This is a genomic window from Vibrio lentus (assembly GCF_030409755.1).
Lineage (GTDB): Bacteria > Pseudomonadota > Gammaproteobacteria > Enterobacterales > Vibrionaceae > Vibrio > Vibrio lentus.
Genome location: NZ_JAUFQE010000001.1, coordinates 1,532,108 through 1,555,955 on the forward strand (window position 1 = coordinate 1,532,108; position 23,848 = coordinate 1,555,955).

General features: G+C 46.7%; 20 protein-coding genes. 13 read left to right on the plus strand and 7 right to left on the minus strand.

Annotation, left to right across the window (positions count from 1 at the left end; genetic code table 11):
- The first annotated feature begins 48 nt into the window (after positions 1 to 48).
- The 4 genes from hyi (at position 49) to QWZ07_RS06440 (ending at position 4,037) form a co-directional block, all read left to right on the plus strand.
- Positions 49 to 825 carry a hydroxypyruvate isomerase gene (hyi, locus tag QWZ07_RS06425; protein WP_017075254.1) on the plus strand — a complete coding sequence of 259 codons (777 nt, stop codon included), beginning with the start codon at positions 49 to 51 and terminating at the stop codon, positions 823 to 825.
- 37 nt (positions 826 to 862) lie between these two features.
- The gene (locus tag QWZ07_RS06430) at positions 863 to 1,759 is read left to right on the plus strand and encodes a 2-hydroxy-3-oxopropionate reductase (protein ID WP_017076971.1); all 897 of its coding nucleotides are present in this window, start codon (positions 863 to 865) and stop codon (positions 1,757 to 1,759) included.
- Between the two features lie 186 nt (positions 1,760 to 1,945).
- The gene (locus tag QWZ07_RS06435) at positions 1,946 to 3,256 is read left to right on the plus strand and encodes a glycerate kinase type-2 family protein (RefSeq protein WP_192852445.1); all 1,311 of its coding nucleotides are present in this window, start codon (positions 1,946 to 1,948) and stop codon (positions 3,254 to 3,256) included.
- A gap of 163 nt (positions 3,257 to 3,419) precedes the next feature.
- Positions 3,420 to 4,037 (plus strand): TetR/AcrR family transcriptional regulator, encoded by a 618-nt coding sequence (locus QWZ07_RS06440; protein WP_192852446.1) that lies wholly within the window; start codon positions 3,420 to 3,422, stop codon positions 4,035 to 4,037.
- Between the two features lie 93 nt (positions 4,038 to 4,130).
- Here the strand turns inward: QWZ07_RS06440 and QWZ07_RS06445 are convergent, their stop codons facing one another.
- A complete protein-coding gene (locus QWZ07_RS06445; protein WP_192852512.1) occupies positions 4,131 to 5,381 on the minus strand; it encodes an ATP-binding protein in 1,251 nt (416 codons plus the stop codon).
- A gap of 50 nt (positions 5,382 to 5,431) precedes the next feature.
- The gene (locus QWZ07_RS06450) at positions 5,432 to 6,136 is read right to left on the minus strand and encodes a response regulator transcription factor (RefSeq protein WP_192852447.1); all 705 of its coding nucleotides are present in this window, start codon (positions 6,134 to 6,136) and stop codon (positions 5,432 to 5,434) included.
- Positions 6,137 to 6,329: 193 nt separating this feature from the next.
- Between QWZ07_RS06450 and QWZ07_RS06455 the strand changes: the two genes are divergently transcribed.
- From QWZ07_RS06455 to QWZ07_RS06465, 3 genes are all read left to right on the plus strand, one after another.
- Positions 6,330 to 7,163: an efflux RND transporter periplasmic adaptor subunit gene (locus QWZ07_RS06455; RefSeq protein ID WP_192852448.1), complete on the plus strand. Its 834-nt coding sequence runs from the start codon at positions 6,330 to 6,332 to the stop codon at positions 7,161 to 7,163.
- A 2-nt stretch (positions 7,164 to 7,165) separates the two neighbouring features.
- Positions 7,166 to 10,228 (plus strand): efflux RND transporter permease subunit, encoded by a 3,063-nt coding sequence (locus QWZ07_RS06460; protein WP_192852449.1) that lies wholly within the window; start codon positions 7,166 to 7,168, stop codon positions 10,226 to 10,228.
- 194 nt (positions 10,229 to 10,422) lie between these two features.
- Positions 10,423 to 11,859 carry an amidohydrolase gene (locus QWZ07_RS06465; RefSeq protein WP_192852450.1) on the plus strand — a complete coding sequence of 479 codons (1,437 nt, stop codon included), beginning with the start codon at positions 10,423 to 10,425 and terminating at the stop codon, positions 11,857 to 11,859.
- A gap of 92 nt (positions 11,860 to 11,951) precedes the next feature.
- Here QWZ07_RS06465 and QWZ07_RS06470 read toward each other — a convergent pair whose 3' ends face one another.
- The 4 genes from QWZ07_RS06470 to uraH form a co-directional block, all read right to left on the minus strand.
- Complete coding sequence (locus tag QWZ07_RS06470) at positions 11,952 to 13,313, minus strand: 8-oxoguanine deaminase (protein ID WP_192852451.1); 1,362 nt, start codon at positions 13,311 to 13,313, stop codon at positions 11,952 to 11,954.
- Positions 13,314 to 13,472: 159 nt separating this feature from the next.
- Entirely contained in the window at positions 13,473 to 14,924 is a 1,452-nt protein-coding gene (locus tag QWZ07_RS06475; RefSeq protein WP_192852452.1) for a nucleobase:cation symporter-2 family protein, read from the minus strand.
- A 243-nt stretch (positions 14,925 to 15,167) separates the two neighbouring features.
- Positions 15,168 to 16,511, minus strand: a complete 1,344-nt coding sequence (locus QWZ07_RS06480; protein WP_017083062.1) for an NCS2 family permease — start codon at positions 16,509 to 16,511, stop codon at positions 15,168 to 15,170.
- Between the two features lie 246 nt (positions 16,512 to 16,757).
- The gene (gene uraH, locus QWZ07_RS06485) at positions 16,758 to 17,111 is read right to left on the minus strand and encodes a hydroxyisourate hydrolase (RefSeq protein WP_192852453.1); all 354 of its coding nucleotides are present in this window, start codon (positions 17,109 to 17,111) and stop codon (positions 16,758 to 16,760) included.
- Between the two features lie 398 nt (positions 17,112 to 17,509).
- Between uraH and puuE the strand changes: the two genes are divergently transcribed.
- The 5 genes from puuE to QWZ07_RS06510 all read left to right on the plus strand — a co-directional run bounded on the left by puuE (position 17,510) and on the right by QWZ07_RS06510 (position 22,015).
- Positions 17,510 to 18,430 (plus strand): allantoinase PuuE, encoded by a 921-nt coding sequence (puuE, locus tag QWZ07_RS06490; RefSeq protein WP_017633003.1) that lies wholly within the window; start codon positions 17,510 to 17,512, stop codon positions 18,428 to 18,430.
- A gap of 23 nt (positions 18,431 to 18,453) precedes the next feature.
- On the plus strand, positions 18,454 to 18,969 hold the full coding sequence (uraD, locus tag QWZ07_RS06495) for a 2-oxo-4-hydroxy-4-carboxy-5-ureidoimidazoline decarboxylase (RefSeq protein WP_017061596.1): 516 nt from the start codon (positions 18,454 to 18,456) through the stop codon (positions 18,967 to 18,969).
- A 153-nt stretch (positions 18,970 to 19,122) separates the two neighbouring features.
- On the plus strand, positions 19,123 to 20,109 hold the full coding sequence (gene alc / locus QWZ07_RS06500; RefSeq protein WP_192852454.1) for an allantoicase: 987 nt from the start codon (positions 19,123 to 19,125) through the stop codon (positions 20,107 to 20,109).
- Between the two features lie 14 nt (positions 20,110 to 20,123).
- Positions 20,124 to 20,684 (plus strand): ureidoglycolate lyase, encoded by a 561-nt coding sequence (locus tag QWZ07_RS06505; RefSeq protein WP_192852455.1) that lies wholly within the window; start codon positions 20,124 to 20,126, stop codon positions 20,682 to 20,684.
- A gap of 14 nt (positions 20,685 to 20,698) precedes the next feature.
- Positions 20,699 to 22,015 (plus strand): urate hydroxylase PuuD, encoded by a 1,317-nt coding sequence (locus QWZ07_RS06510; protein ID WP_192852456.1) that lies wholly within the window; start codon positions 20,699 to 20,701, stop codon positions 22,013 to 22,015.
- A 178-nt stretch (positions 22,016 to 22,193) separates the two neighbouring features.
- Here QWZ07_RS06510 and QWZ07_RS06515 read toward each other — a convergent pair whose 3' ends face one another.
- Positions 22,194 to 23,258, minus strand: a complete 1,065-nt coding sequence (locus QWZ07_RS06515) for an acyltransferase family protein (protein ID WP_192852457.1) — start codon at positions 23,256 to 23,258, stop codon at positions 22,194 to 22,196.
- Positions 23,259 to 23,599: 341 nt separating this feature from the next.
- Here QWZ07_RS06515 and QWZ07_RS06520 point away from each other — a divergent pair, with 341 nt between their 5' ends.
- On the plus strand, positions 23,600 to 23,839 hold the full coding sequence (locus QWZ07_RS06520) for a hypothetical protein (RefSeq protein WP_192852458.1): 240 nt from the start codon (positions 23,600 to 23,602) through the stop codon (positions 23,837 to 23,839).
- Positions 23,840 to 23,848: the final 9 nt, after the last annotated feature.

Sequence of the window (23,848 nt, forward strand, 5' to 3'; positions counted from 1 at the left end):
TTACTACAAACAACCAGATTTTTACAGATAAAGAATAAGGACAGAGTCATGGCAAAATTTGCAGCAAACTTGTCAATGTTATTCACGGAAGTTGATTTTATGGATCGCTTTGAGGCCGCCGCAGAAGCGGGCTTTCAAGGTGTGGAATACCTTTTCCCTTACGCCTTTGATGCTCAGGCAATCAAAGCAAAGCTCGACGCTAATAACCTAGAGCAAGTGCTATTTAACTTGCCTGCGGGTGATTGGGATGCTGGTGATCGTGGTATCGCGGTAGACCCAGCACGAGTTGAAGAGTTTCAAGCGGGTGTACCTAAAGCTATCGCTTACGCAAAAGCACTCGGCTGTACTCAAGTGAATTGCTTAGCCGGGATTGTCCCGCAAGGTGTGACCCAACAAGACGCGCAATCGGCGTTTGTGATTAACCTGCATTACGCGGCAAACGCGCTAGCAGCAGAAGGCATTAGCTTAGTGATAGAAGCGATCAATACCCGTGATATTCCGGGCTTCTTCTTGAACACCACAGAGCAAGCCAAAGCGATCATCAAAGAGGTAGGGAGCGATAACCTTTCTATCCAATACGATATTTATCACATGCAAATTATGGAAGGCGATCTTACGCCGACCATGCAACAAAACATTGGCCAAATCGCACACGTGCAACTGGCGGATAATCCAGGTCGACACGAGCCGGGTACTGGAGAAATCAATTACCCATTCGTGCTCAATTATCTTGATGAGCTTGGTTATCAAGGGTGGGTTGGCTGCGAATATAAGCCGAAAACAACAACGACAGAAGGCCTTGGTTGGCTACACCAGTACCGTTAATTGCGTCTGGTAACCCTCAAACGTTAAGGAGAACAACATGTCTAAAATTGCATTTATCGGAACTGGCATCATGGGTAAACCTATGGCGAGTAACCTTCAAAAAGCAGGTCACGATTTGATTCTGTCGGATCACTTTAATGCAGCACCTGCCGACCTTGTCGCAGCGGGCGCAACGGTCTGTCATTCACCAGCGGAAGCGGCTGAAGCAGCAGATATCGTTATCTTAATGGTGCCGAATACACCACAAGTTGAAGATGTCCTGTTTGGTGACAACGGTGTTGAGAAAGGCCTAACGGCGGGCGGTGCAGCTGGAAAACTGGTTATCGACATGAGTTCGATCTCGCCAATCGCGACCAAAGCAATTGCAGCGCGAATTAATGAAGGCGGCGCGTCATACCTTGATGCTCCGGTTTCGGGCGGTGAAGTAGGCGCGATTAATGCAGCGCTGACTATCATGGTGGGCGGTGAGCAAGACGCGTTTGATAAAGCTCGTCCTCTGTTCGAAATCATGGGTAAGAACATCACGCTAGTAGGCGACAACGGTGCGGGTCAAACCTGTAAGGTCGCAAACCAAATCATCGTTGCTCTGAATATCGAAGCCGTGTCTGAGGCACTGGTGTTTGCATCAAAAGCTGGCGCTGATCCAGCACGTGTACGTCAGGCGCTATTAGGTGGTTTTGCTAACTCTAAGATATTGGAAGTACACGGTGAGCGTATGGTTGAAGGCACATTTGATCCTGGCTTTAGAATCTCACTTCACCAGAAAGACCTAAATCTTGCGCTAACGGGCGCACAAGAATTGGGTGTTGCGCTGCCGAATACGGCCAACGCTCAAGAGCTATTTGGAGAGTGTGCCGAAATGGGCGGCGAAGGTTGGGACCACTCTGCTCTTATCCAAGCGATTGAGAAACGTTCTGACCACTCGATTCGTTAATTAATTAGGGCTGCTATCGATTCGTAGCCCAACAGTTTGTTTATAAATCGCGTAGTTTCGTCTCCTTTTATACGCGTTCCTGATACGAGGCCGAGGTTGAAGTTGTTCCTTTCCAACTTGATCTTAGCAGGCACCCTTTGGCCTTGTATCGGGGTTCTTTTTTCTCCGTCAACTAAGGAGTGGCTGATGGACATTGATGCTAAGCAGTTTCTGCAAACCCTTTTCTCAAGTGCTGTTAATCAGGCGCTACCTAAAAATCACATCGAACCTTTTCTTCCTCAAGACATTTTTTATCGCTCAGCTAATCAAGCCGGGCGTACTGTGGTGATCGGAGCAGGAAAAGCGGCCGCATCAATGGCAGCAGAGCTCGAAGCGGTGTGGCAGGCAAAGAAACAACAAGATCTTGCACTGCGTGATCTTGAAGGCTTGGTGGTGACTCGTTATGAGCACACCGCCCCTTGCGAACATATCGAAGTGATTGAAGCAGCGCATCCTGTGCCAGATGCGATGGGCTTAGAAGTGAGCCAGCGCATGCTGCAATTGGTGAGTAGCTTGAGCGCAGATGACACGGTTATTTGCCTACTGTCGGGTGGCGGTTCCGCTTTGCTAAGTCTGCCCGGTGGCGACATCAGCTTGGCAGAGAAGCAACAAATCAATAAAGCGCTGCTCAAATCAGGCGCCGCCATTGATGAGATGAATTGTGTTCGCAAACATCTATCTTCAATAAAAGGCGGTCGACTCGCCAAAGCGGCCTATCCTGCAAGGGTAGTGTCACTGGCGATTTCTGATGTGCCGGGTGATGACATTAGTGTGATTGCCTCTGGCCCAACCGTACCCGACACCACCACGCGTTTTGATGCGATGGCAATTTTAGAACGTTACCAAATAGAAACACCACGCTCGGCATTTGAATGGTTAAATAATCCAGAGTCAGAAACCGTTAAGCCAGATGACGTCTGTTGGAAAAACGCCGAGCACCACATTATCGCCACCCCAATGTCGGCATTGGAATCCGCTGCAGCAGAAGCTGAAGGCTTAGGCATTCCGGCTTATGTGTTGAGTGATTGTATAGAGGGAGAAGCGCGAGATGTTGCGAAAGTTCACGCTGCGTTGGCTAAACAAGTGGCCAATCACAAGCACCCATTTGAGACGCCTTGCGTGATACTTTCCGGTGGCGAAACCACAGTAACCGTTAAAGGCAATGGTCGCGGTGGGCGTAACTGTGAGTTCTTGTTGAGCCTATATAATGAGCTTAAAGGCCAAGACAACATATTTGCATTGGCCGCCGATACCGACGGGATTGATGGCGTGGAAGACAATGCGGGTGCGTGGATTACCCCACAAACATGGCAGCAAGGTTCGAACTTGTCGCTTAAAGCGCAAGACTATCTCGATGCTAACAACAGCTACGATTTCTTCAAGCAAGTCGATGTGCTTCTTACCACGGGACCAACGCTGACCAATGTGAATGACTTCCGCGCAATATTGATTCTTTAACTTGAACAGTTCAAAAACACGGTATGGAATGGTCGCTTCTTAACAAATAGAGCGGCCATTTTATTGTTATCAATGCGGTGACCTTGAGTTCTGAGATTATCTTCTGGACTAATGAAGCACGTTGATTACTATGATTTTAGTAACGAGCTGTAAAGGATGCAATATGTCTAGGATCAGACAAAAGAATCAAGATTTAATCATCGAAGTGGCGTGTGAACAATTCGCTACTCATGGTTATGCCGCAACCAAAATGGCGGATATCGCGAAGGCGGCCGACATTCCCAAACCCAACGTATTCTATTACTTCAGCTCGAAAGACAAGCTCTACAATGCCGTTCTAGAAACCGTCACGCAGCCGTTACTTGAAGCCTCTCGTCCTATTGAAGAGCTGAGTGATCCCGTAGAAGCCCTATCTCAATACATTCAAACTAAGTTAATCATCTCACGCGACCACCCACACGCTTCTAAAGTGTTTGCTAACGAAGTGATGTCAGATGCTAAAGTGCTTCCGAAAGAGATCGGTGATGAATTGTATAAGCAGTCACAGATGATCCTTGATAAGTTCTCAACGTGGTCAGCACAAGGCTTAATGGATGACGTTCCGGCACACCATCTGATGTTCACCATCTGGGCGGCTACTCAAACCTACGCCGATTTTGGTTGGCAGATTTGCAGCGTGATGCAGAAAGACCAGCTCGATGATAAAGACTATGAAGATGCCGCTGAATTCATCACCCAGCTCGTGATTAAAGGGTGTGGTGTAAAAGGAAAGGCGGAATAGTTTCCCTTCAATTCATTAAAAAAGGACATCACTCGATGTCCTTTTTTGCATACGCTGTTTCTTGAAACAGCCGCTTTTGAATAGACGCCGTTTTTATGCATCGCTTTGAGCAAAGGTCGCAGTGCAGCCAGAACGGGTTGTTGTCGAATCTGAATGCGCGTTATCAGTTAGAGTTGATGTCCAACCGTAACTGTCTCCGATGCGTTTTACGATGATTAGGCCAAGGCCGTGTTCAGTTTTAGTATCATCACTTAACCCTGTGCCAGTATCAGTAACCGAAATCGTGTTGGAGTTGATGGTCACCCTTATCTCACCTTGCGTGGTAAATCGGATCGCGTTTTCAATGTAGTTCTTCAACACCATATTCACCAGCGGCAATGGCATGTTGAGTGTGGTGTTTGGTTCAACGTTTAATAGCAGCTCAACGCCAGAAGCTAGCATCGCTTTGTACTTAGATAAATCGAGAGTGGCATCGTCGATAACGGTGAGAGTTTTCTCAGTTGAAGAGTTCTCTTGTTTCACAATGTTCAATAACACCTCAACGGTGGAACTCATGCCATTGGCCGCCCCAAGAATACGCTCGCGTTGCTTGGTTTGGAATGCTGGGTCGTTAGGCTTCATGGCTTGCAATTCGGCAGCGCCAAGAACAATCGATATCGGTGTTTTTAATTCGTGGCTGGCGTATTTGGCAAACATCATCTCTTGCTTGGCAAGTCGGTCTTTCATCTTGGAGTAGCTGTTTAGGTGTGAAGTAAGCATCTGCAACTCATCAACCGTGTGAGTCGGAACATGGAAGTTATCAGACTCATGCTTGCTGAGCTGCGTACTGAGTTCTCCAATGGGTGCCATAAGCTTGTCAAACACTTGCTTGAGTGTAATCCGCAATACAATAATCAGCCCGAGCATAAGCAGAGTTGATATTGCCATTAATACGCCCCAACTGTCGTCCCACAAATCCATATCAAAAGAGCTGATGGCGATGTAAGCTGGGATAGTTTTGTTCTGGTCTTCGAAGGCAAAATGATAGACGACTACACCGGGTATAAGAATGTGTTCTTCAGAAAGTCTTAGTTCAAAACGTTGGCGAACTACGGTATCCAATGCCATGGGTGGAACCTTTTTGAGTTGGTCGGTAAAGTCCTCTTCACCATAATAAACCGTTACGTTCTCCGATAGCTTTAGGCTGCCATCGGGAGAAAGACGTTTGTAAAACTGCTCTGCCACCCCTTTGAATGATTTCAGGTGATTCTCTATTTGAGCTTCTTCCTGCCAAACTAAACGCAGTGAGAACACAAAAAATACAACGCATGAAGAGACCAGAGCGATGACAGAAAAGGTGCGCATGGTACGGATTCTGACATCCTCGATTGAGTTGCCTAGTTTGGTTCGAATTTTCATACTTGTTGAGGCTCACTAGCAGATAAGATCAACTGAAACCCGTGCTTAGGAATTGTCTTCAACATTGGGAAGTCGAATGGTTTATCGAGTACGTTTCGCAGCAGGTAGATATGGCTGCGGAGTACATCTTTGTCTGGAATATCATCGCCCCACAGCATGTATATCAATCTTTCACGAGATACGACGCCGCCTTGGGCTTTCACTAATTCTCTTAGAATCTGAAACAAGATAGGTGTCAGGGTTAGGGGTTGTTTGTCTCTTGACGCTGTATGCGTTTTCTCATCAATCGTTACCTCGCCATAGCTTAAGATCTTTTGAGCAACCAAGCCTTTATGGCGTTTGATAAGCGCGTAAAGACGAGCTTCCAGTTCTGGAAATTTAAACGGCTTAGTGACAAAGTCATCCGCGCCGGAATCGAAGCTGTTCAGTAGATCTTCTTGGCCATTTAAAGCTGTTAGCATCAATATCGGTGTCGTTACGCCATTTCGTCGTAATTTGGTCGCCACTTGCATACCGTCGAGCTTGGGCAACATGACGTCTAGGATAATTGCATCGAAGTCATTGTGCATGGCGAGTTCAAAGCCTTGCTCGCCATCGGAAGCGAAGTCTGCGATTGCCTCTTTAACCTCTAAGAAGTCGGCAATAATGCCTTGTAGTTCGATATTGTCTTCAACAACCAAAATACGACTGCGTTCAAGCATCTGTCCCACCTAAAGATCTGCTCCAATCAAAAATGTAGCCTACCTAAAATTATGTCGAATTTATGTCTAATGGATAGCGTTGATCAAAAAAATGAAACTTCATCAAATTCTTTTTTAATGTCGACTGGACTTCGACTTTAATTCGACAAAGCCAGTTCAACAATAGTTCACATCAATAGGTGAGGGTTGAATTATGAAAACTAAAATTATCGCGCTGGCAGCACTTCTCGGTGTCTCAACGACTCAAGTAACACTAGCTCAAGCAACCGAGCTAATCGGCCACGTTCAAGGCTTAAATAAACACAGTGTTGTGGCAGAGGTGCCCGGTGTCGTGGCGATGAATAATCTTGAAGTGGGGGATGCTGTAAACCAACAGCAAGTACTTGCTCAAATTAAAGCCGATGATTTTAAGTTTAGCGTTAATAAAGCCAAAGCAAATCTTGAGCTTGCAGAGGCGGATCTTGCGCTACGAAAAGCAACCTATAACCGCTATCAAGCACTCATCAAAAAGAACAGCCTCTCAATGGGAGAGTTAGATACAGCACGTGCCGAGTTTCTCAGTGCTAAAGCGGCTGTTTCTGTCGCTCAAATTGACTATCAACAGTCTCAAGTTGATCTCGAAAACACGCAAATTGAGTCTCTTATCTCGGGCTATATCTCTAACAAACCCGCGCAATCGGGTGCTTGGGTGAGTGAAGGCGATTTGCTCTATGAAGTGGTCAATATCGACAAAGTCACCTTGTCATTCATGGCGAGTGAGTATGACTTAAAGCACTTTACTGTCGGTCAGGGCGTGGTTGTGTGGTCTGAAACCAACCCAGAGATAAAAATGGAAGCGAGCGTGCAACGCATTGGTGTCGAGATGCAAAATTTGACCTACCCAGTATTGGTCGAGATTACTAACCAAGGGCATCAATTTAAGCCAGGTATGTCGGTGTACGCCTCGACAGATCTTGCGGTGAAAAATATGACAACCGCTCAAGTCGCATTGGGTCAAACAGCATCAAACGAAGGTAAAGGGCAGTAACGATGAACTTTTTAGCATACTTCGCCAATCGTCAGTTTTTGGCTCGAATCATTACGGTCATGGTGTTGCTGACGGGTGTTATGTCGTTAATGCAGCTCAATTTACAAGAGTATCCCGATGTTGCTATGGACACCGCGGAAATCGAAACCAGCTATCCCGGTGCGACGGCTCAAGACATTGAACTCAACATCACCAACCCGATAGAGAAAGAACTTCGTTCCGTGGATGGCATTGCCTACTTTTCGTCTGAATCCTCAGAAGGGCGTTCTTTTATTGAGGTCGAATATCTACCTGGTGAAGACGCTGCGGTGATCTTACGAGATATTCAGCAAGCCGTCGACCGAGTCGGTAGCCTGCCGAAAGATATAGACTCGCCACCGGTTGTGACTCAACAAAAAACCTCTTCTTTGGATGTGTACCATTTTGGCGTGAGTTTATCAGACAGCAATACCGATCCCGCTTCATTACAGCACTACGCGTATCAGCTAGAAAAGAGAATCAACAACCTTGGAGGCGTAGGTTCTATCAAGCTTTCTGGTTTTAACGAACGTGAGTTTTGGGTTGAAGTTGATCCTGAAAAAGCACGCCGCTATCAAGTTGCGTTCAATGATGTCAGCACTGCAATAGAGCAACACAACCTATCGCAATCGGGTGGTTTTGTAGAGTCATGGAGCCAAGAGCAAAAGATCGTCACCATGACTAAAGTGGCGTCGACCGGTGATGTGTCTAACATCGTGATTAAGGCGCTGGATTCTGGTCAAGTTGTTCGCGTGTCAGACGTAGCAACGGTGATTGATACCTTCGCACGAGCAACCGAAGACCCCTTTCTGAGCGGGAAACCAGCGGTGGTTTTCTCTATCACCAATAGTGGTAGCGCGGATGTCATTACCACCATCGACAGTATTAAAGCTTTGTTAGACAGAGAAAGCGAGCGTATTGGTGACCAGTTTATTTTTCAGACCAGCCTCGATCTTGGTAAAGACATGGGTGAGAAGTTCTCTATCGTGGCAACCAATGGTGCGATAGGTTTGGTGCTGGTTTTACTGATTCTGAGCATGATTCTGCAACGTCGTGTCGCTTTCTGGGTATCGGTTTCTATCCCATTTTGTGTCTTCGGTGTGATGATGGTTCTGCCAATCATGGGTCTGAATTTAGACAGCATTACATTGGCAGCATTGCTGTTGGTGATCGGTATTATCGTTGATGATTCAGTGATCATTGCCGAAAGTATTTTTCAAGAAAAGGAAGCGGGCAAAAAAGGTGTCGATGCTGCGGTGTCGGGGACTTCAAAGGTGATCAAGCCATTGATGGCGAGCCTAGTGACAACGGCCTTGGTGTTTATCCCGATGATGTTTATCCCAGGTACCATGGGCAAGGCGGTCGCGGTGATTCCAATTACCGTTATTGCTGCGCTCGTGTTCTCATTCATTGAATGTACCTTAACGTTGCCAGCGCATTTGTCGTCGGCGAAAGAGAGTAACTCAAAGACACAAGAAAAGGATAGATTTGAATGGATCTCAAACCGTTACTGCTCTCTGTTGAATCTGGCTCTGAACTACAAAAAATCGGTGATCGCATTAGCCATCGTTGGGTTCGCGGTATCTGGCTATTTAGTGTCTTCGTTGAAAGTGGATATCTTCCCAACAGAAGCGGGTAAATACATTGAGGTTTACACCGAAGTAAAGGCGGGCACTCCATTATCTAAAGTGCGAGACGCCCATCAGTCTATCGAGCAAGCGATCGAATCTCTGCCAGAAACGGAACTGGTTAGTTATGAGTTGATTTACTCGTCACCGGTATCGCAGGGCATCATCAACCTAACGAACTTTGACCAACGCACCCGTTCAGCCGAACAGATTATCACGGCGCTCAATGAAGAGTTGGCAGCGCTGTCTGATGACATGTTCATTAAGTTCTCGATTGATGCTGGTGGTCCGCCTCCAGGTGACCCAGTCGAAGTCCGTGTGCTGGGTGGAACAGAGAGTGAACGTAATCAAACCGTTGATTTGGTGATGGCTTGGCTAAAAGACTACCAAGGCGTGACCAGTATTAATCACAGTGAGGCATTAAAAGATCCTCAGTTGAACATTGTGCCTCAATATCACTGGTTGGCTAAATACAACCTAACCGTGAGTGATTTATCGAATGCGCTGCGTGTCGGGTTTGATGGTAATAGCGTGACTTCCACTTGGCTTGGTGATCAAGAAGTTGATATTCGGGTGGTATTGGACGAGCAGTTCCGCGATATAGAGAAACTGAAAACCACCAAAATCTACACGACAGACGGACAGCAAGTACCACTGAGTCGATTAGCAACGGTTGAACAGATAGAAATCCCGCGTTTGATTAAGCATTACAACGGTGAGCGTGAAGTGACGGTGTCTGCCGCTCTGTCTGATGAGAGCATTAGCCCTGTCGCATTATCTGATGAGCTAATCACAGACCTTATAGGTCAATACCCATCAAGCGTGACCATTAGCGTTGGCGGCGAAGCGGAAAGCACTAACGAAACCATGAGTGGCTTTATGGTTGTGTTCCCTGTCGCTATGGTCGCGATCTACTTCGTATTGGCGGTGATGTTTAATTCATTATTGCAACCACTGCTCATTATGGCGGTTATCCCGTTTGCGATTATGGCTTCACTAATGGCGCTTGTGGTTCACATGCAGCCGATGTCTTTGTTTGGATTGATTGGCGTACTTGGGATGACAGGTGTTGTGGTCAATAATTCCTTGGTGCTGATTAATCGAATCAACGAGTTAAGAATCGAAGGTCTGAACGCGATAGATGCAGTGACTCAAGCTGCGGTTAGTCGTCTGCGTCCGATTGTGATGACATCACTGACCACGGTGGCTGGCTTGCTTCCTCTTGCTTATGGGTTAGGCGGAACGGACGTGTTTATGGGGCCAATGTCGCTCACGCTAGGCTATGGTCTGTTGTTCTCATTACCCGTTGTACTTTTGGTGATTCCTGCAATGTATGCGTTGTTCTTTTCTAAAGGCTCGGTTTCGAGAACTAAGGACGGTTTGCATGTCGAGAACACGTTAAACGCTAAGGAGTCCTGAAGCGTGGTTTTGTGACCCGTTGTGCAATAACTCATTTAACTTGAAATCGGTTCGATTAGGTATGCCATTTCATTTAAATAACAGGTTATAGTGTCGCAAAAATTAGCGACACTTATTGTTCTTAGAGGTGAATAGCTCAGAACACTAAAGTGAAGCTTCTAACAATATTACACACACAACATATAGGTTTAGCAATGACGCTTAAAAGCTTGGCATGCACCATCAGCGCAGTTCTACTGGCAGGCTGTGGTTCGACAGTCGCGACGCAAACATACAATGCCGATCTGATCATCACCAATGGACAGGTTCTAACAATCAACTCTGAAATGGATGTGATTGAAGATGGTGTGGTAGTGGTAAAAGACGACCAGATCATCGCAGTGGGCAATGAGGATTTGATTACTCAGTACCGTGCTGAAAAGGTGATTGATGCTCAAGATGGGATCGTTATGCCGGGCATGGTGAACGCGCACAACCATCTTCCTATGATTGCATTTCGTGGCTTAGGCGAAGAGGGCATTTCGAATCGTCTGTTTGCTTACTTCTTCCCACTCGAAGCCGAAAAGCTAAGCCGTGAACTGATTTACAACGCAACTAAGCTTGGCTCTATTGAATTGGCACAAAGCGGTGTAACTACTTATGCCGACATGTATTACCACATGGACGAAATGGCCAAGGCGACCAAAGAAGTTGGCCTGCGTGCAGTGCTTGGCGAGACGGTGATTAAGTTCCCAGTGGTCGATGCTAAAGAACCTTACGGCGGAATTGAATATGCCAAAGGTTTTATCGAGCAGTACAAAAACGATGAGTTAATCACACCCGCTTATGCGCCACATGCGGTGTACACCGTGAGCAAAGACAAGCTGCAAGAAATCAATAAACTGTCGGCTCAATACGATGTACCCGTGTTGATTCATGTTGCTGAATTCCCGAACGAAGAAAAGCGCATCAAAGACGAAACCAAAGCGACATCGCCAGTTGAATACATGGATGAAATTGGAGTGCTGGACGAGCGCGTAGTGATTGCTCACGGTATCCACCTTTCAGAGAATGACCAAAAGCTATTAAAACAGGCTGATGCGGGTATCTCATACAATCCAATGGCGAACGCCAAAGGTGCGACAGGAATAGCTCCTGCGTGGGAGATGTACCGTGCTGATATGCGTATTGGTTTGGGAACCGATGGCCCAATGAGCTCTAACCAAGTCGATATCATGCGTACCCTAAGTTACGCTGCCAACATGCAACGTTTAAAGCATTCTGACCGTACCATTATGATCCCTGAGCAAGTGATTGAGATGGCGACATTAGGTGGCGCAAAAGCTCTACACATGGAAGACCAAATCGGTTCTCTTGAAGCCGGTAAAAAAGCGGATATCGTGATTGTAGAAACACAATCAGCGAACATGATGCCAAGCTACGACCCATACGCGACACTGGTTTATCAAGCGAACCCAAGCAATATCGACACCACCATCGTTAACGGCCAAATCGTAATGGAAAACAGAGTGATGCAGACGGTTCAACTGGATGAAATCCGCCAAAGCGTCGATGAATTTGAAGCTGATATTAAAACCTTTGCCAAAGAGCTTTCTAAGAAGGCGATCAAGTCGAAGAGCTTGATGGATTAGGACGTAAACCTAGTTCTAAAATCGAAAAGAATGAACAAGGCCGACGTAATGTCGGCCTTTTTTGTTTTCTGAGAATGCAAAATATAGAAACTCTAGTTATTCATCGCCAGCTTACCGAGCTTCATGGCGGCAGCATGGTGGCGGTGCATCAACTGTTCCATGTCTACGCCAATAACGGCACCATCATTAACTCGCCATTTTCCGGCTACCATCACTTTATCGGCTTGTTGAGCACCACAAAGTAGCAGTGCTGCCAGTGGATCGTGGCTGCCAGAGAAACGAATGTCATCGATCTTGAACATGGCGATGTCGGCTTGTTTACCAACCTCTAGCGTTCCAATGTCGGTTCTACCCATTGCGGCGGCAGAGCCTGACGTTGCCCAGCGCAGTGCGTCGAAGTGTGAAACATTGGCAGAGCCATATTGCAGGCGCTGTAGATACATCGCCATACGCACTTCGGCAATCATATTTGAGCCGTCATTGGAGGCCGAGCCATCGACACCTAAGCCGACTTTCACGCCAGCGGCTTCGAGGTCGTTGTTCTTACAAATACCGGAAGCCAACATCATGTTTGAGGTTGGGCAGTGGCTGATACCAATTCCCGCTTTACCCAAGCGCTTGATCTCTTCTGGATTGAAGTGAATACCATGTGCAAGCCAAGTGCGTTCATTCAGCCAGCCGACATCTTCTAGGTAATCAACAGGGCGCAGGCCAAACTTCTCGATGCAGAAGTCCTCTTCATCGAGTGTTTCGCATAGATGAGTGTGCATCATCACGTTCTCACGCTCACTGATCTTAGCGGTCTCTTTCATTAGATCGGTGGTGACTGAGAACGGCGAACAAGGCGCGAGCGCGATTTGAACCATCGCGCCTTCATCACGCTGGTGGTAGTCACGAATCAAGCGTTGGCTGTCATCAATGATAGTCTGTTCGGTTTGAATGGTGTGTCGTGGAGGCAGCCCACCTTCATCTTCCCCTAAGCTCATTGAGCCTCGCGTAAATATCGCTCTCACGCCCAATTTCTCTGCCGCCTCGACTTGTAAATCGATGGCGTGTTCTAGTCCGTTTGGCAGCAAGTAATGATGGTCTGACGCTGTGGTACAGCCCGACATCATTAACTCGACCAGAGCTAACTCTGTAGCAAGGCTCATCATCTCAGAGTCGAGGTTGGCCCAAACAGGGTAGAGGCTTTGTAGCCAATGGAAGAGCTCTTTATTGAGTGCGCCGGGGTAGGCACGCGTTAGGGTTTGATAGAAGTGATGGTGCGCATTGATAAGCCCTGGAGTTACAACATGACGAGAGGCATCGACGCTGTAATCTACGGGTAAGGTTGGCTCTTTGTGTTTGCCAACCAGCTCAATGATTTTATTACCTTTAATGACAATACCGCCTTCTGCATCAGCGAGTGAGCCAGTGTAGATTGCGAGAGGATTCTTAATCCAGATGGTTTCCATTCATAGTAGTCCTTAGCCATCTCAGCCTTTTCAGGGAAGAGGGTCTTTGTTGGTATTTGCTGTTGATAGATAAATTCGAATCAGGGGCGTTAAAACGTTCAATGTTCTAATCATTCCCTGATTCTGTGAAAATCGGATTTACGTTAGTCAGTGAACCAGTTAGTTCGCTTTGGGCTCAGGGTTTTCTGAAGCCGCTTGAACGTCTGCTTCTGTACTTGCTTGTTGAATCTCTAATTGCTCGTCTGAGTGTCGTTCTTCTTCAGCTTGTTCTTTCATTTCTAACTCAACTTGTGCTTGGCTCTCGGCTAACGCTTCTTGCTCTTCTGCTCGTGAAGATTTCGGCAACACAAGGTTTAGCAGAACCGTCATGATGGTGCCTGTTGTAATGCCAGAGTGAAGGAAATTCGCCAAATCATGTGGCAAGTGTTGCAGCAATCGTGGTTCGAAAGTGACGGCCAAACCAGACGCCAAACCTACACAGATTACCAAGGCATTTCGCTTAGTGTCTGCGGCTTTGATCAACATGCGGATACCTGCGTAAGCGATCATACCGAACATTACGAAGCCCACACCACCCAAAACAGGTTTCGGAATCGTGACGGCAATAGCGGCTAATTTCGGGAATAAACCACCTAAAATTAGCAAACCACCAGTTGCAGCCACTACATATCGACTTGCTACACCTGTGATACCTACAATGCCGACGTTTTGGCTGAACGACGCCAATGGCATTACCGTTAAAATCGAAGATAAGGTACTACCAAGTCCATCGCCCAACAGACCACGTTTTAAGTCTTTTCCGCTGACTTGGGTTTGGCAGTTGTTGCCTAGTGCCATGAAATCGCCCGTAGCTTCGGCGATAACCACGATGTACACCAAGCTCATACTGATGATGGCACTCGCAGAAAAGGTAAAGCCATATTTGAAGGGTTCAGGTCCGCCAACCCAAGCGGCAGAGCTGATTTGCTCAAGGTCGACCATGCCGAGTGATAGCGCCACAATGTAGCCGCCCGCTAAACCAATCACGATGGCTGAAGCGGCAACCGCGCCTTTACAGTAAACTGATACGCCAACCACAATCCCCAAAGAGATCAGTGCTAGAAACAGCTTTGGTAGCGTGGCGAATTGTTCCGTGTTGGCAGGGGAGTCTCCGACCCAATTCATGGCAACCGGTAAAATGGTTAAGCCGATTAGGGTAACCACCACACCACTTACCACGGTTGGGAACAGCTTGCGAACCTTGTCCATATAGAAGCTGGCACCAATTACTACAAATGAGCCGATAAGCGCTGAGCCCATGATCGCGGCGACACCGCCTTCGTTGCCGATTGAAATGGCGACGCCCAAAAAGGCAAAGCTCGAACCCATCACAACGGGCAGCCGAATACCAATAGGACCAAAGCCAAGACACTGAGCGACGGTCACAATACCTGACGCCAATAGCGCCGCATTGATCAGCGAAACGATCTCTGTGTTAGGCAGGCCAATTGAAGCACCAACAATAAGGGGAACAGCAACGATGCCACCAATTGAGGCGAGCATGTGTTGCAATGCGAGTAGAAGGGTTAAGCCGTGAGGCGGTCTTTCATTTAGGGTGTACAGAAGTTTCATTTGATATTCCTCTGCCTGCGTTTCCGTTTACAGACGATTGGCGGTCAAATAATGACTTCTACAAACTGCGTAGGGTCATAAAAAAGGTGCACTAACCGAGCGGAATGCGTCTGCGATCCGCTGATTAGCACAATTAGCTTTTTCTTAAAAATGCTGTCGGTAGCATGTGTATTGATTGATTGATTGATTGATTGATTGATTGCTTGGCCTGCGAACAAGCCAAGCGATAGTTACGTTTGGTGATTAACCGATGAACACCAGCTTCGCGACAAAAATCGCGGCTAGGAAGTACATCGAAATCGAGACGTCTTTTGTTTTACCTGTCGCCAGTTTCAACACGGTGTAGGTAATGAAACCCAGTGCGATACCATTCGCGATAGAGAATGTCAGGGGCATCATTAACGCCGTAATAGCTGCGGGTGCGCCGTTGGTGAAGTCTTTCCAGTCCACGTGTTGCATGCTGCTCATCATTACGAAAGCGACATAAATCAACGCGCCAGAAGTAGCGTAAGCGGGGATCATGCCTGCAAGTGGAGATAGGAAAATCGCCGCTAAGAACAACACACCAACCACAATCGCTGATAAGCCAGTTCGTGCGCCGGCTGCAACGCCCGCTGCACTTTCTACATAACTGGTTACTGGCGGACAACCCACACACGCACCTGCCACACTTGAGATACTGTCGGCTTTAAGCGCTTTGCTCAGGCCTTCGATCTTGCCCGTTTCTGGGTTGGTTAGGTTTGCACGCTCAGCCACGCCCATCAAAGTACCCGCGGTATCGAACATGTTTACAAAAAGGAAAGCCAAGATAACGCTGATCATTGAAACATCAAGCGCGCCCATGATGTCCATTTTTAGGAACGTAGGCGCTAAGCTTGGTGGCGCTGCGAAGAAGCCGTTGTAATGCACTAAGCCAAGCATCATGCCAACCAGAGTGACACTCAAAATACCGATCAACACCGCACCAAAAACCTTGCGTTCACTCAGAACCGCGATGATCAAGAATGCGATAGCGGCCAGTAGCGCTTCAGGTTTAGTGAAGTCACCTAGTGATACCAGTGTTGCTGGGTTTTCGACGACGATACCCGCTGTTTTAAGACCAATTAGGCCTAAGAACAAACCAACACCCGCAGTCATGGAGTAACGCAGACTCACTGGGATACTTTCAATGATCCATTGGCGGACTTTGTAGAAACTCATCCCGACGAACAAGATACCGGAGATAAACACCGCACCCAGTGCGACTTCCCAGCTATAACCCATTTCGCTTACTACCGTGAACGAGAAGAAGGCGTTTAAGCCCATGCCCGGTGCAAGGCCGACAGGCCAGTTGGCAAATAAGCCCATTAACAAACAACCGATCGCGGCACCAATACAGGTAGCGACGAATACCGCTCCTGCATCCATGCCAGAAGCAGCCATTATTTGTGGGTTAACGAAGATAATGTAAGCCATGGTAGCGAAGGTGGTGACACCGCCGACCAACTCATTTTTTACGCTGCTTCCGTGGGCCTTAATTTTAAAGAGTTTCTCTAAAAATCCGTTATTCGCATCTTGGTTGAGTATTTCTGTTTTACTCTCACTCATGTCAGCAAGTCCTTTTATGTTGTGATCCATTTATTGAATACAGCGAGATTTCAATATTAAGTTTTAAGGTTTTTCCTAGCCGCTATTTCTTTAGTTATCTGTTGTTTAGTCATCAACTCTCTAACTATTAACGTTGTTAGTATTTTTATATGAGCGTGCTTAATGAGCGCGCATCATTTTAGATGCACGCACGAATCTGTTTATTATTCGATGGTTGAGCCTAGTTCGAAGTTCTAGGAGACGGGACTAACTGCCCCGATAGGTTGAGAAACTGTAAGGCGAGACGAGAAGAGGAACATGATAATGCGCTTCTGGATCATCTAAGCCGAAACGAATAACCACATCATCTAGGAAAGGCACACCATCCAATTCCACACCTTTGCTTTTGTAGTAATCCGCAACGTAGAACACCAATTGATATTTCCCTGGTCGGAAATCATTCCCTGCCAGAATCGGCGCATCGGTTCGGCCATCGGAGTTCGTGATTATCGTCGCCAACTTTTCTGTTGAGTCTTCATTGACCTTATAAAGCTCTACCTTGATCTCTGCACCCGGTAAGCCGTGAGTCGTGTCTAATACGTGTGTTGTTAGTCTTCCCATAGTCCTTTAATAGCGCTTTTGGCGCTCCTCTGTTCCGTGGTTTATCTGTCTGCTTCGACCTTGCAAAGAATGCAACTGGTCACTTTGTTATCACTAACTATGTACGAACTGTACACAATTAGTAAAGCTAATTGTTGTAAAAATGTTAACCATTGTGTCGTTTTTTCTGACTTTATAGATCTTGATTATCGTTTTTTGGTGAGCTTGTGTTTCATTAAGTTATTGTTTTTAAGTGAAAATGGTGTGTAAATTTAACTTGAATAACAAAATCTTTACATTGAGATAAATAATTGTATACAATAAATGTACAGGGGTAAGGTTGCTTTGTTTATCGAGAATCCATTTGGTGACTCACTTAAAGAGCGGCTAAGCCAACCACTTATGTTAGGAGTACTTGGATGAATAAGGATTATTCAAGAAATTTGATCGGTTACGGAGCTAACCCTCCAAACCCTCAATGGCCAGGTAATGCGCGCGTCGCGGTTTCTTTTGTATTGAACTATGAAGAGGGCGGTGAGCGTTGTTTGTTACATGGAGACGACGAGTCTGAAGCCTTTCTTTCAGAGATCCCGTCAGCACAGCCGATCAAAGGCGAACGTCACATCAGCATGGAATCCATCTATGAATATGGTAGCCGTGTAGGTGTGTGGCGTGTTCTTCGCTTGTTCGATGAATATGAAATCCCACTGACCGTATTTGCTGTCGCAATGGCGATTGAGCGTCACCCAGACGTTGCTAAAGCCATGGTCGAAGCGGGGCACGAAATCTGTAGTCACGGTTACCGCTGGATCGACTATCAATACATTGATGAGTCTGAAGAGCGCGACCACATGACCAAAGCGATTGAGATCATCCAACAAGTGACGGGTCAACGACCACAAGGTTGGTATACCGGTCGTACAGGGCCGAACACTCGTCGTTTAGTCGCAGAAGAAGGTGGCTTCCTTTACGACTCAGATGCCTATGACGATGACCTGCCTTATTGGCACACCGAAACCGGTCATCCACAACTGGTGATCCCTTACACACTTGATGTAAACGATATGCGCTTCTCAACCGCGCAAGGTTTCAACTCGGGTGAGCAGTTCTTCCAATATCTAAAAGACACGTTTGACACCCTTTATATGGAAGGTGAAACCGCACCGAAAATGATGTCGGTTGGGCTGCATTGTCGTCTTATTGGTCGTCCCGGTCGAATTGCTGCATTAAGACGTTTCTTAGATTACGTAAAACAGCATGACAGCGTGTGGCTATGTCGTCGAATCGATATCGCGAACCACTGGCACCAACATCACCCATACAACGAACAACAAAATTAGAACGAACAGCAAGGAGGCTTAACGTGACTGAATTTCGATCTTGCCAACCAACAACCATGAACCGCGATACCTTTGTCGCGCACTTTGCTGATGTTTACGAACACAGCCCATGGGTTGCTGAAGCGGTGTATGACCAAGGTTTGAATGCCGAAGACGACCATATCGAGAATCTTCATCTAAAAATGGCATCAACCTTGTTAAATGCCGATCAAGGCAAACAGTTGGCTTTGATCAACGCTCACCCAGATTTAGCGGGCAGAGCAGCAGTAAATGGCGAACTCACCGAGTCGTCGACCAAAGAACAAGCGGGGGCGGGCATTGACCAATGCAGCGCCGAAGAATTTGAAAAATTCACTTCTTACAACAACAGCTACAAAAGTCGCTTCAATTTCCCTTTTATCATGGCGGTGAAGGGTGCCAATCGTTACCAAATTCTTGAGTCGTTCGAGATGCGATTAGGAAATGATAGTGAAACTGAGTTTGCTACGGCGATTCAAGAGATCAACAAGATCGCGATGTTTCGTCTCTGGGATATGTAAGTTAACGGAGTTAACAGCTATCTCAGCCCAGTCTTAGTGCGCTAAAGGTTTGATTTATCAGAGACTTATTTATCAAAGCCTTATTGAATAAAGCCCGAGCCACTAAGTTCTCATTTTATTATTACTTGATTAATTTCATAGGATTACACGGACATGACCCATAAATTTGAACAGTACATAAACCTTGCAGACGAAAAACTCGGCGCAGAAGCTATCTTCGCAACCGACGATTTTTTCGCAGATAAAAGCCGTCTACTCAGTCACGCAGCGCCAGAGTGGAAAGACGACTTATACGACGATAACGGCAAGTGGATGGACGGCTGGGAAAGCAGACGTAAACGCGGCGAAGGTTACGATTATTGTGTCGTTCGTCTTGGCCTAGCTGGTACCATTGCTGGCGTTGATATTGATACCTCATTCTTCACAGGTAACTTCCCACCTTCGGCATCAATTGACGCGTGTTATTCACCACAAGGTGAGCCAACAGATTCAACAGAGTGGCAAGAAATTCTACCTTCACTGGCACTACAAGGTGATCATCATCATCTTGAAGACATCGAAAGTGACCAAGTATTTACGCACCTACGTTTGAACATCTACCCAGACGGCGGTGTCGCACGCCTACGTGTTTATGGCCGACCAAGCGTGGATTGGGACGCAATAGATTCTCAGCAACAAGTCGATCTAGCAGCGGTTGAGCACGGTGGCCGAGCACTCGCATGTAGCGATGAGCACTACGGCAACAAAGCCAACATCTTAGGCCCAGGCCGCGGTGAAAACATGGGTGATGGCTGGGAAACAGCACGTCGTCGTACACCGGGTAACGACTGGGTAATCGTGGCACTAGGCCACCCAGGTAACATCGAACGTATCGTTGTGGATACGGCACATTTCAAAGGTAACTACCCAGACAGCTGCTCAATTCAAGCGGCTTACGTGAAAGGTGGCACCGACGACCAAGTGGAAACACAAAGCCTATTCTGGCGTGAACTCCTGCCAGCACAAAAGCTGCAAGCGCACGAGATTCACGAATTCATTTCTGAGGTAAACGACCTTGGTGCGATTACCCACGTACGTGCAAACATATTCCCAGATGGTGGTATTAGCCGTTTGCGTCTATTTGGTACGAAAGCGAAATAGGTAAGGAAATGAGTATGAGTAATGGAATACGTCGTTTATCTATCGAACCGTTAACCAAGCAGGCTTTTGCTGAGTTTGGCGATGTTATCGAGTCCGATAATAGTGATTTCTTCATGATCAACAGTGGATCAACACGTCGCTACCACAAGCTAGCGACAACGGATGTGCAAGACCAAGACGGAGAAGCGATCATCAGCATCTTCCAGGCCACACCGTTGAGCTACCCACTGACCATCAAAATGTTAGAGCGTCATCCACTTGGCTCTCAGGCATTCGTTCCATTACTTGGTCAACCCTATTTAATTGTTGTTGCACCAAAAGGCGATAACCCAACGTTAGCCAATAGCCGAGCTTTCTTGAGCAACGGCCGTCAAGGAGTGAACTATCACAAAGGGGTGTGGCATCACCCAGTTCTCGCACTCACCGATCAAGACCAGTTCTTGATTGTCGATAGAGGCGGAGAAGGACACAACTGTGATGAAGTTTATTTCGACAGCGATCGAGTGGCATTGCATTTGGAAGATCTGCCAATGGAAGACAACAAGGAAGAGCAACGCTTAGCTAAAGCGTTGTGATACAGGAGTTTATTATGGATCCGCATATTACAGAGTGGTTGAATTTAGCGATTCGCTGGATTCACATGATTGTTGGTGTTGCGTGGATAGGCGCATCATTTTACTTTGTTTGGTTAGAGAATAACCTTAACCGAGTTAACCCTAAAACGGGCCTTTCAGGCGACCTATGGGCGATTCACGGCGGTGGTATTTATCACCTAGAGAAGTACAAACTCGCGCCACCAGAAATGCCAGAGCACCTGCACTGGTTCAAATGGGAAGCCTACTTCACGTGGATCACCGGTGTGTGTCTACTGGGTGTGGTTTACTACCTAAACGCTGAAATCTACCTGATTGCACCGGGCTCTGGCCTTGATTCAACAACGGCAATCGCGATTGGTATTGGTTCATTCGTTGCTGGTTGGTTTATCTACGATTTACTGTGTGACTCGCCATTAGGCAAAACCCCGGTACTGCTTGGTGTTGTGCTGTTTGTGTTGCTCGTTGCTGCAACCTATGGCCTAACCCAAGTGTTCAGTGGTCGTGGTGCTTATATCCACGTGGGTGCCATCATTGGTACCATCATGGTAGGTAACGTATTCCGCGTTATCATGCCTGCACAGCGTAACTTGGTGAAAGCGATTGAAGAGAAACGCGAACCGGATCCGGCATTGCCAGCGAAAGGTCTACTGCGCTCTCGTCACAACAACTACATGACACTGCCAGTGTTGTTCATCATGATCAGTAACCACTTCCCAAGCACTTACGGCTCGGAATATAACTGGCTGATTCTTGCTGGCTTAGCGATCTTCAGTATCTTGGTTCGTCACTACTTCAACACCCGTCATGGTAGCCAGAAGTTTGCATGGACAGTGCCAGTAGCGGCATTGGGTATGATTACTCTCGCGTTTGTTACCTCACCTTACGCGAAAAAACAAATGACTCCGGTTGTGCAAGCACCAGTGGTTCAAGAAGCGCAAGTGAGCGTGACAGAATCGGCTCCAGAAGAACTTACTGCGAATAGCACAGCTTCGGCAACGACTGATGCTCAACAGGCTCCAGCACACGCAACGCAATCTGCGAGCGCAGGCGTCAGCTTTGAAACCATCAACAAAGTCATTCAAGAGCGCTGTTCTGTGTGTCACTCATCAACTCCTAGCCATGCTGCTTTTGCTGCTGCACCTGGTGGTGTGATGTTTGATACCCCAGAAGAGATTAAAGCCAACGTACCAAGGATTGTTGCTCAAACCGTAACAACCAAGGTGATGCCGCTCGGCAACATGACTCAAATGACTGATGAAGAACGTGCACTTATCGGCACTTGGGTGGAGCAAGGCGCGACGCTTCAATAATGATGTGAATCCTTTACCTAAGAGCATGAGTCTTAGGTGAGGCTTGGGGAGAGTTTGGTTTCGGGCACGCGCCAAACTCATCCCACCCTGTTTCCCCGGTTCCTATAACCGGGGCTTTTTGTTTTAGATATCTGATATATGCTTCGAGAAGCTATAGTTAAGGTAAGAGGATTAGATATTACACCTTGGATTTACGTCCGTTTACCGGTTTTGCCTTTTTACGTCTTGCTGCGAGTTTCTTCCTTAATTTAAGCCCTGGCCGCTCAATTAAGAAATATGAAATGAGCGCAAATATGAATACTAGAACAATATTGATAGGCCAGGTGGCATACCACTCGCGAGTCCAAGAATTTAAGAAGGGTTCTTGCCACAGATACAGCGAGTAACTTAATACACCTAACCACACTGCAAGTTTACTATTTAAAATGGTGAAGCTTAGACCGTGATTAAACTGGCTATAGCGAAGAATCATAAGTGCAGCACAAACATTGACTAACGTTTGACCAAGCACGTAGAACCAAGCGGGGCTGAGCTTATAGAGTGCGCTGGGAACTAAAATCATCGCCACAGGCACGACTATGAACCACCTAGAACCAAAGTAACTGGGGAGTGTGAACCCTGCCTCTTTCATGTAGGCAATAACACAGCCCATTGCTAGTGCGTCTGCAATTGCCTGAAACTCTCGGGTCATCGCAGAGGGTGAGCTGCCAGCTTCAAACCACATCCAATAGCGAATACAGGGGACAAATAAAACCGCTAATAGGAGCAACGACTTAGCGTGTTGTCGTCCCATTGTGGTGAGTAAAAGCGGCCACAGCAGGTAGAATTGCTCTTCGACCGCAAGTGACCAAGTATGGTTGAGCCACCATTCGCGCTCATGGTGATAATTCATCGTGTAGGTGACCGCGTGGAATAGGTCGCCCGGTAGCAAAGAGATGATGCCTGCGTATTCTGCGATAGCGATACAAAGAATGTAGAAATAAAAAGCAGGGAATAAACGGAACATTCGCCGGATGAAGAATTGAGGCAGGTTGATCTTATTGGTTAGCTTGAGTTCACTGAGCAATAGCGTGGTTATTAAGAATCCAGAAATTACAAAAAATACTTTTACGCCGAAGTTACCCAAGCTATTGAGTGGCATAAAGATCTGGGGAAAGTTAACGGTACCGCACAAGTGCCCCAAACAGACTAGTAATATAGATGCAGCACGCAATCCATCTAGAGATGGAATTCTGTTCTCCATGTGATTATATCCCCTTGTTGCTCGTTGTCTTCCTCCGAATGTTTCGGCCTTCATTGTATAGGTAGCAAGGGGAGTGCCATTTGTTTATTGAACCTATCTTGTTGTTATATCTATCTTATATTTTAAATCAATTTTTCACTTTCAAATTGCGAATCAATTTAAATAGATGGCATACCATAGGTTTTATTTCCGATTGAGTCTCTTTCCTTTCTCTCGCAATCGAGGGTCGAATGAAGTCTTACTTCAGTCCTTATTTCGTAGATAGTTCCGTATAAGTCACTTGATCTGAATCTCTACCCATGGCATTTTCTGTTCCAAATAGACTTTAATTAGGACAAAAAATGGAAGACTTGATAGTCGCGTATTTTAGGGCATTGAGCTCACTCTTTAGGTATCTGTTTCAGTCGATCTTGATTGAGTTCATTGGTTACGAAGCTGGCTGGATAGTCTGTAAAGTATTCACATTAGGGCGCTTCCCCCCATTGATTCCAACTGAAAAAGAACGAACCAGAATCTCTTATATCGGAGCTATTAGTCTCGTGTTGCTTCTGTTAGCAATTGGTGTGTTCAATAGTTTTTAGGCAACGGAA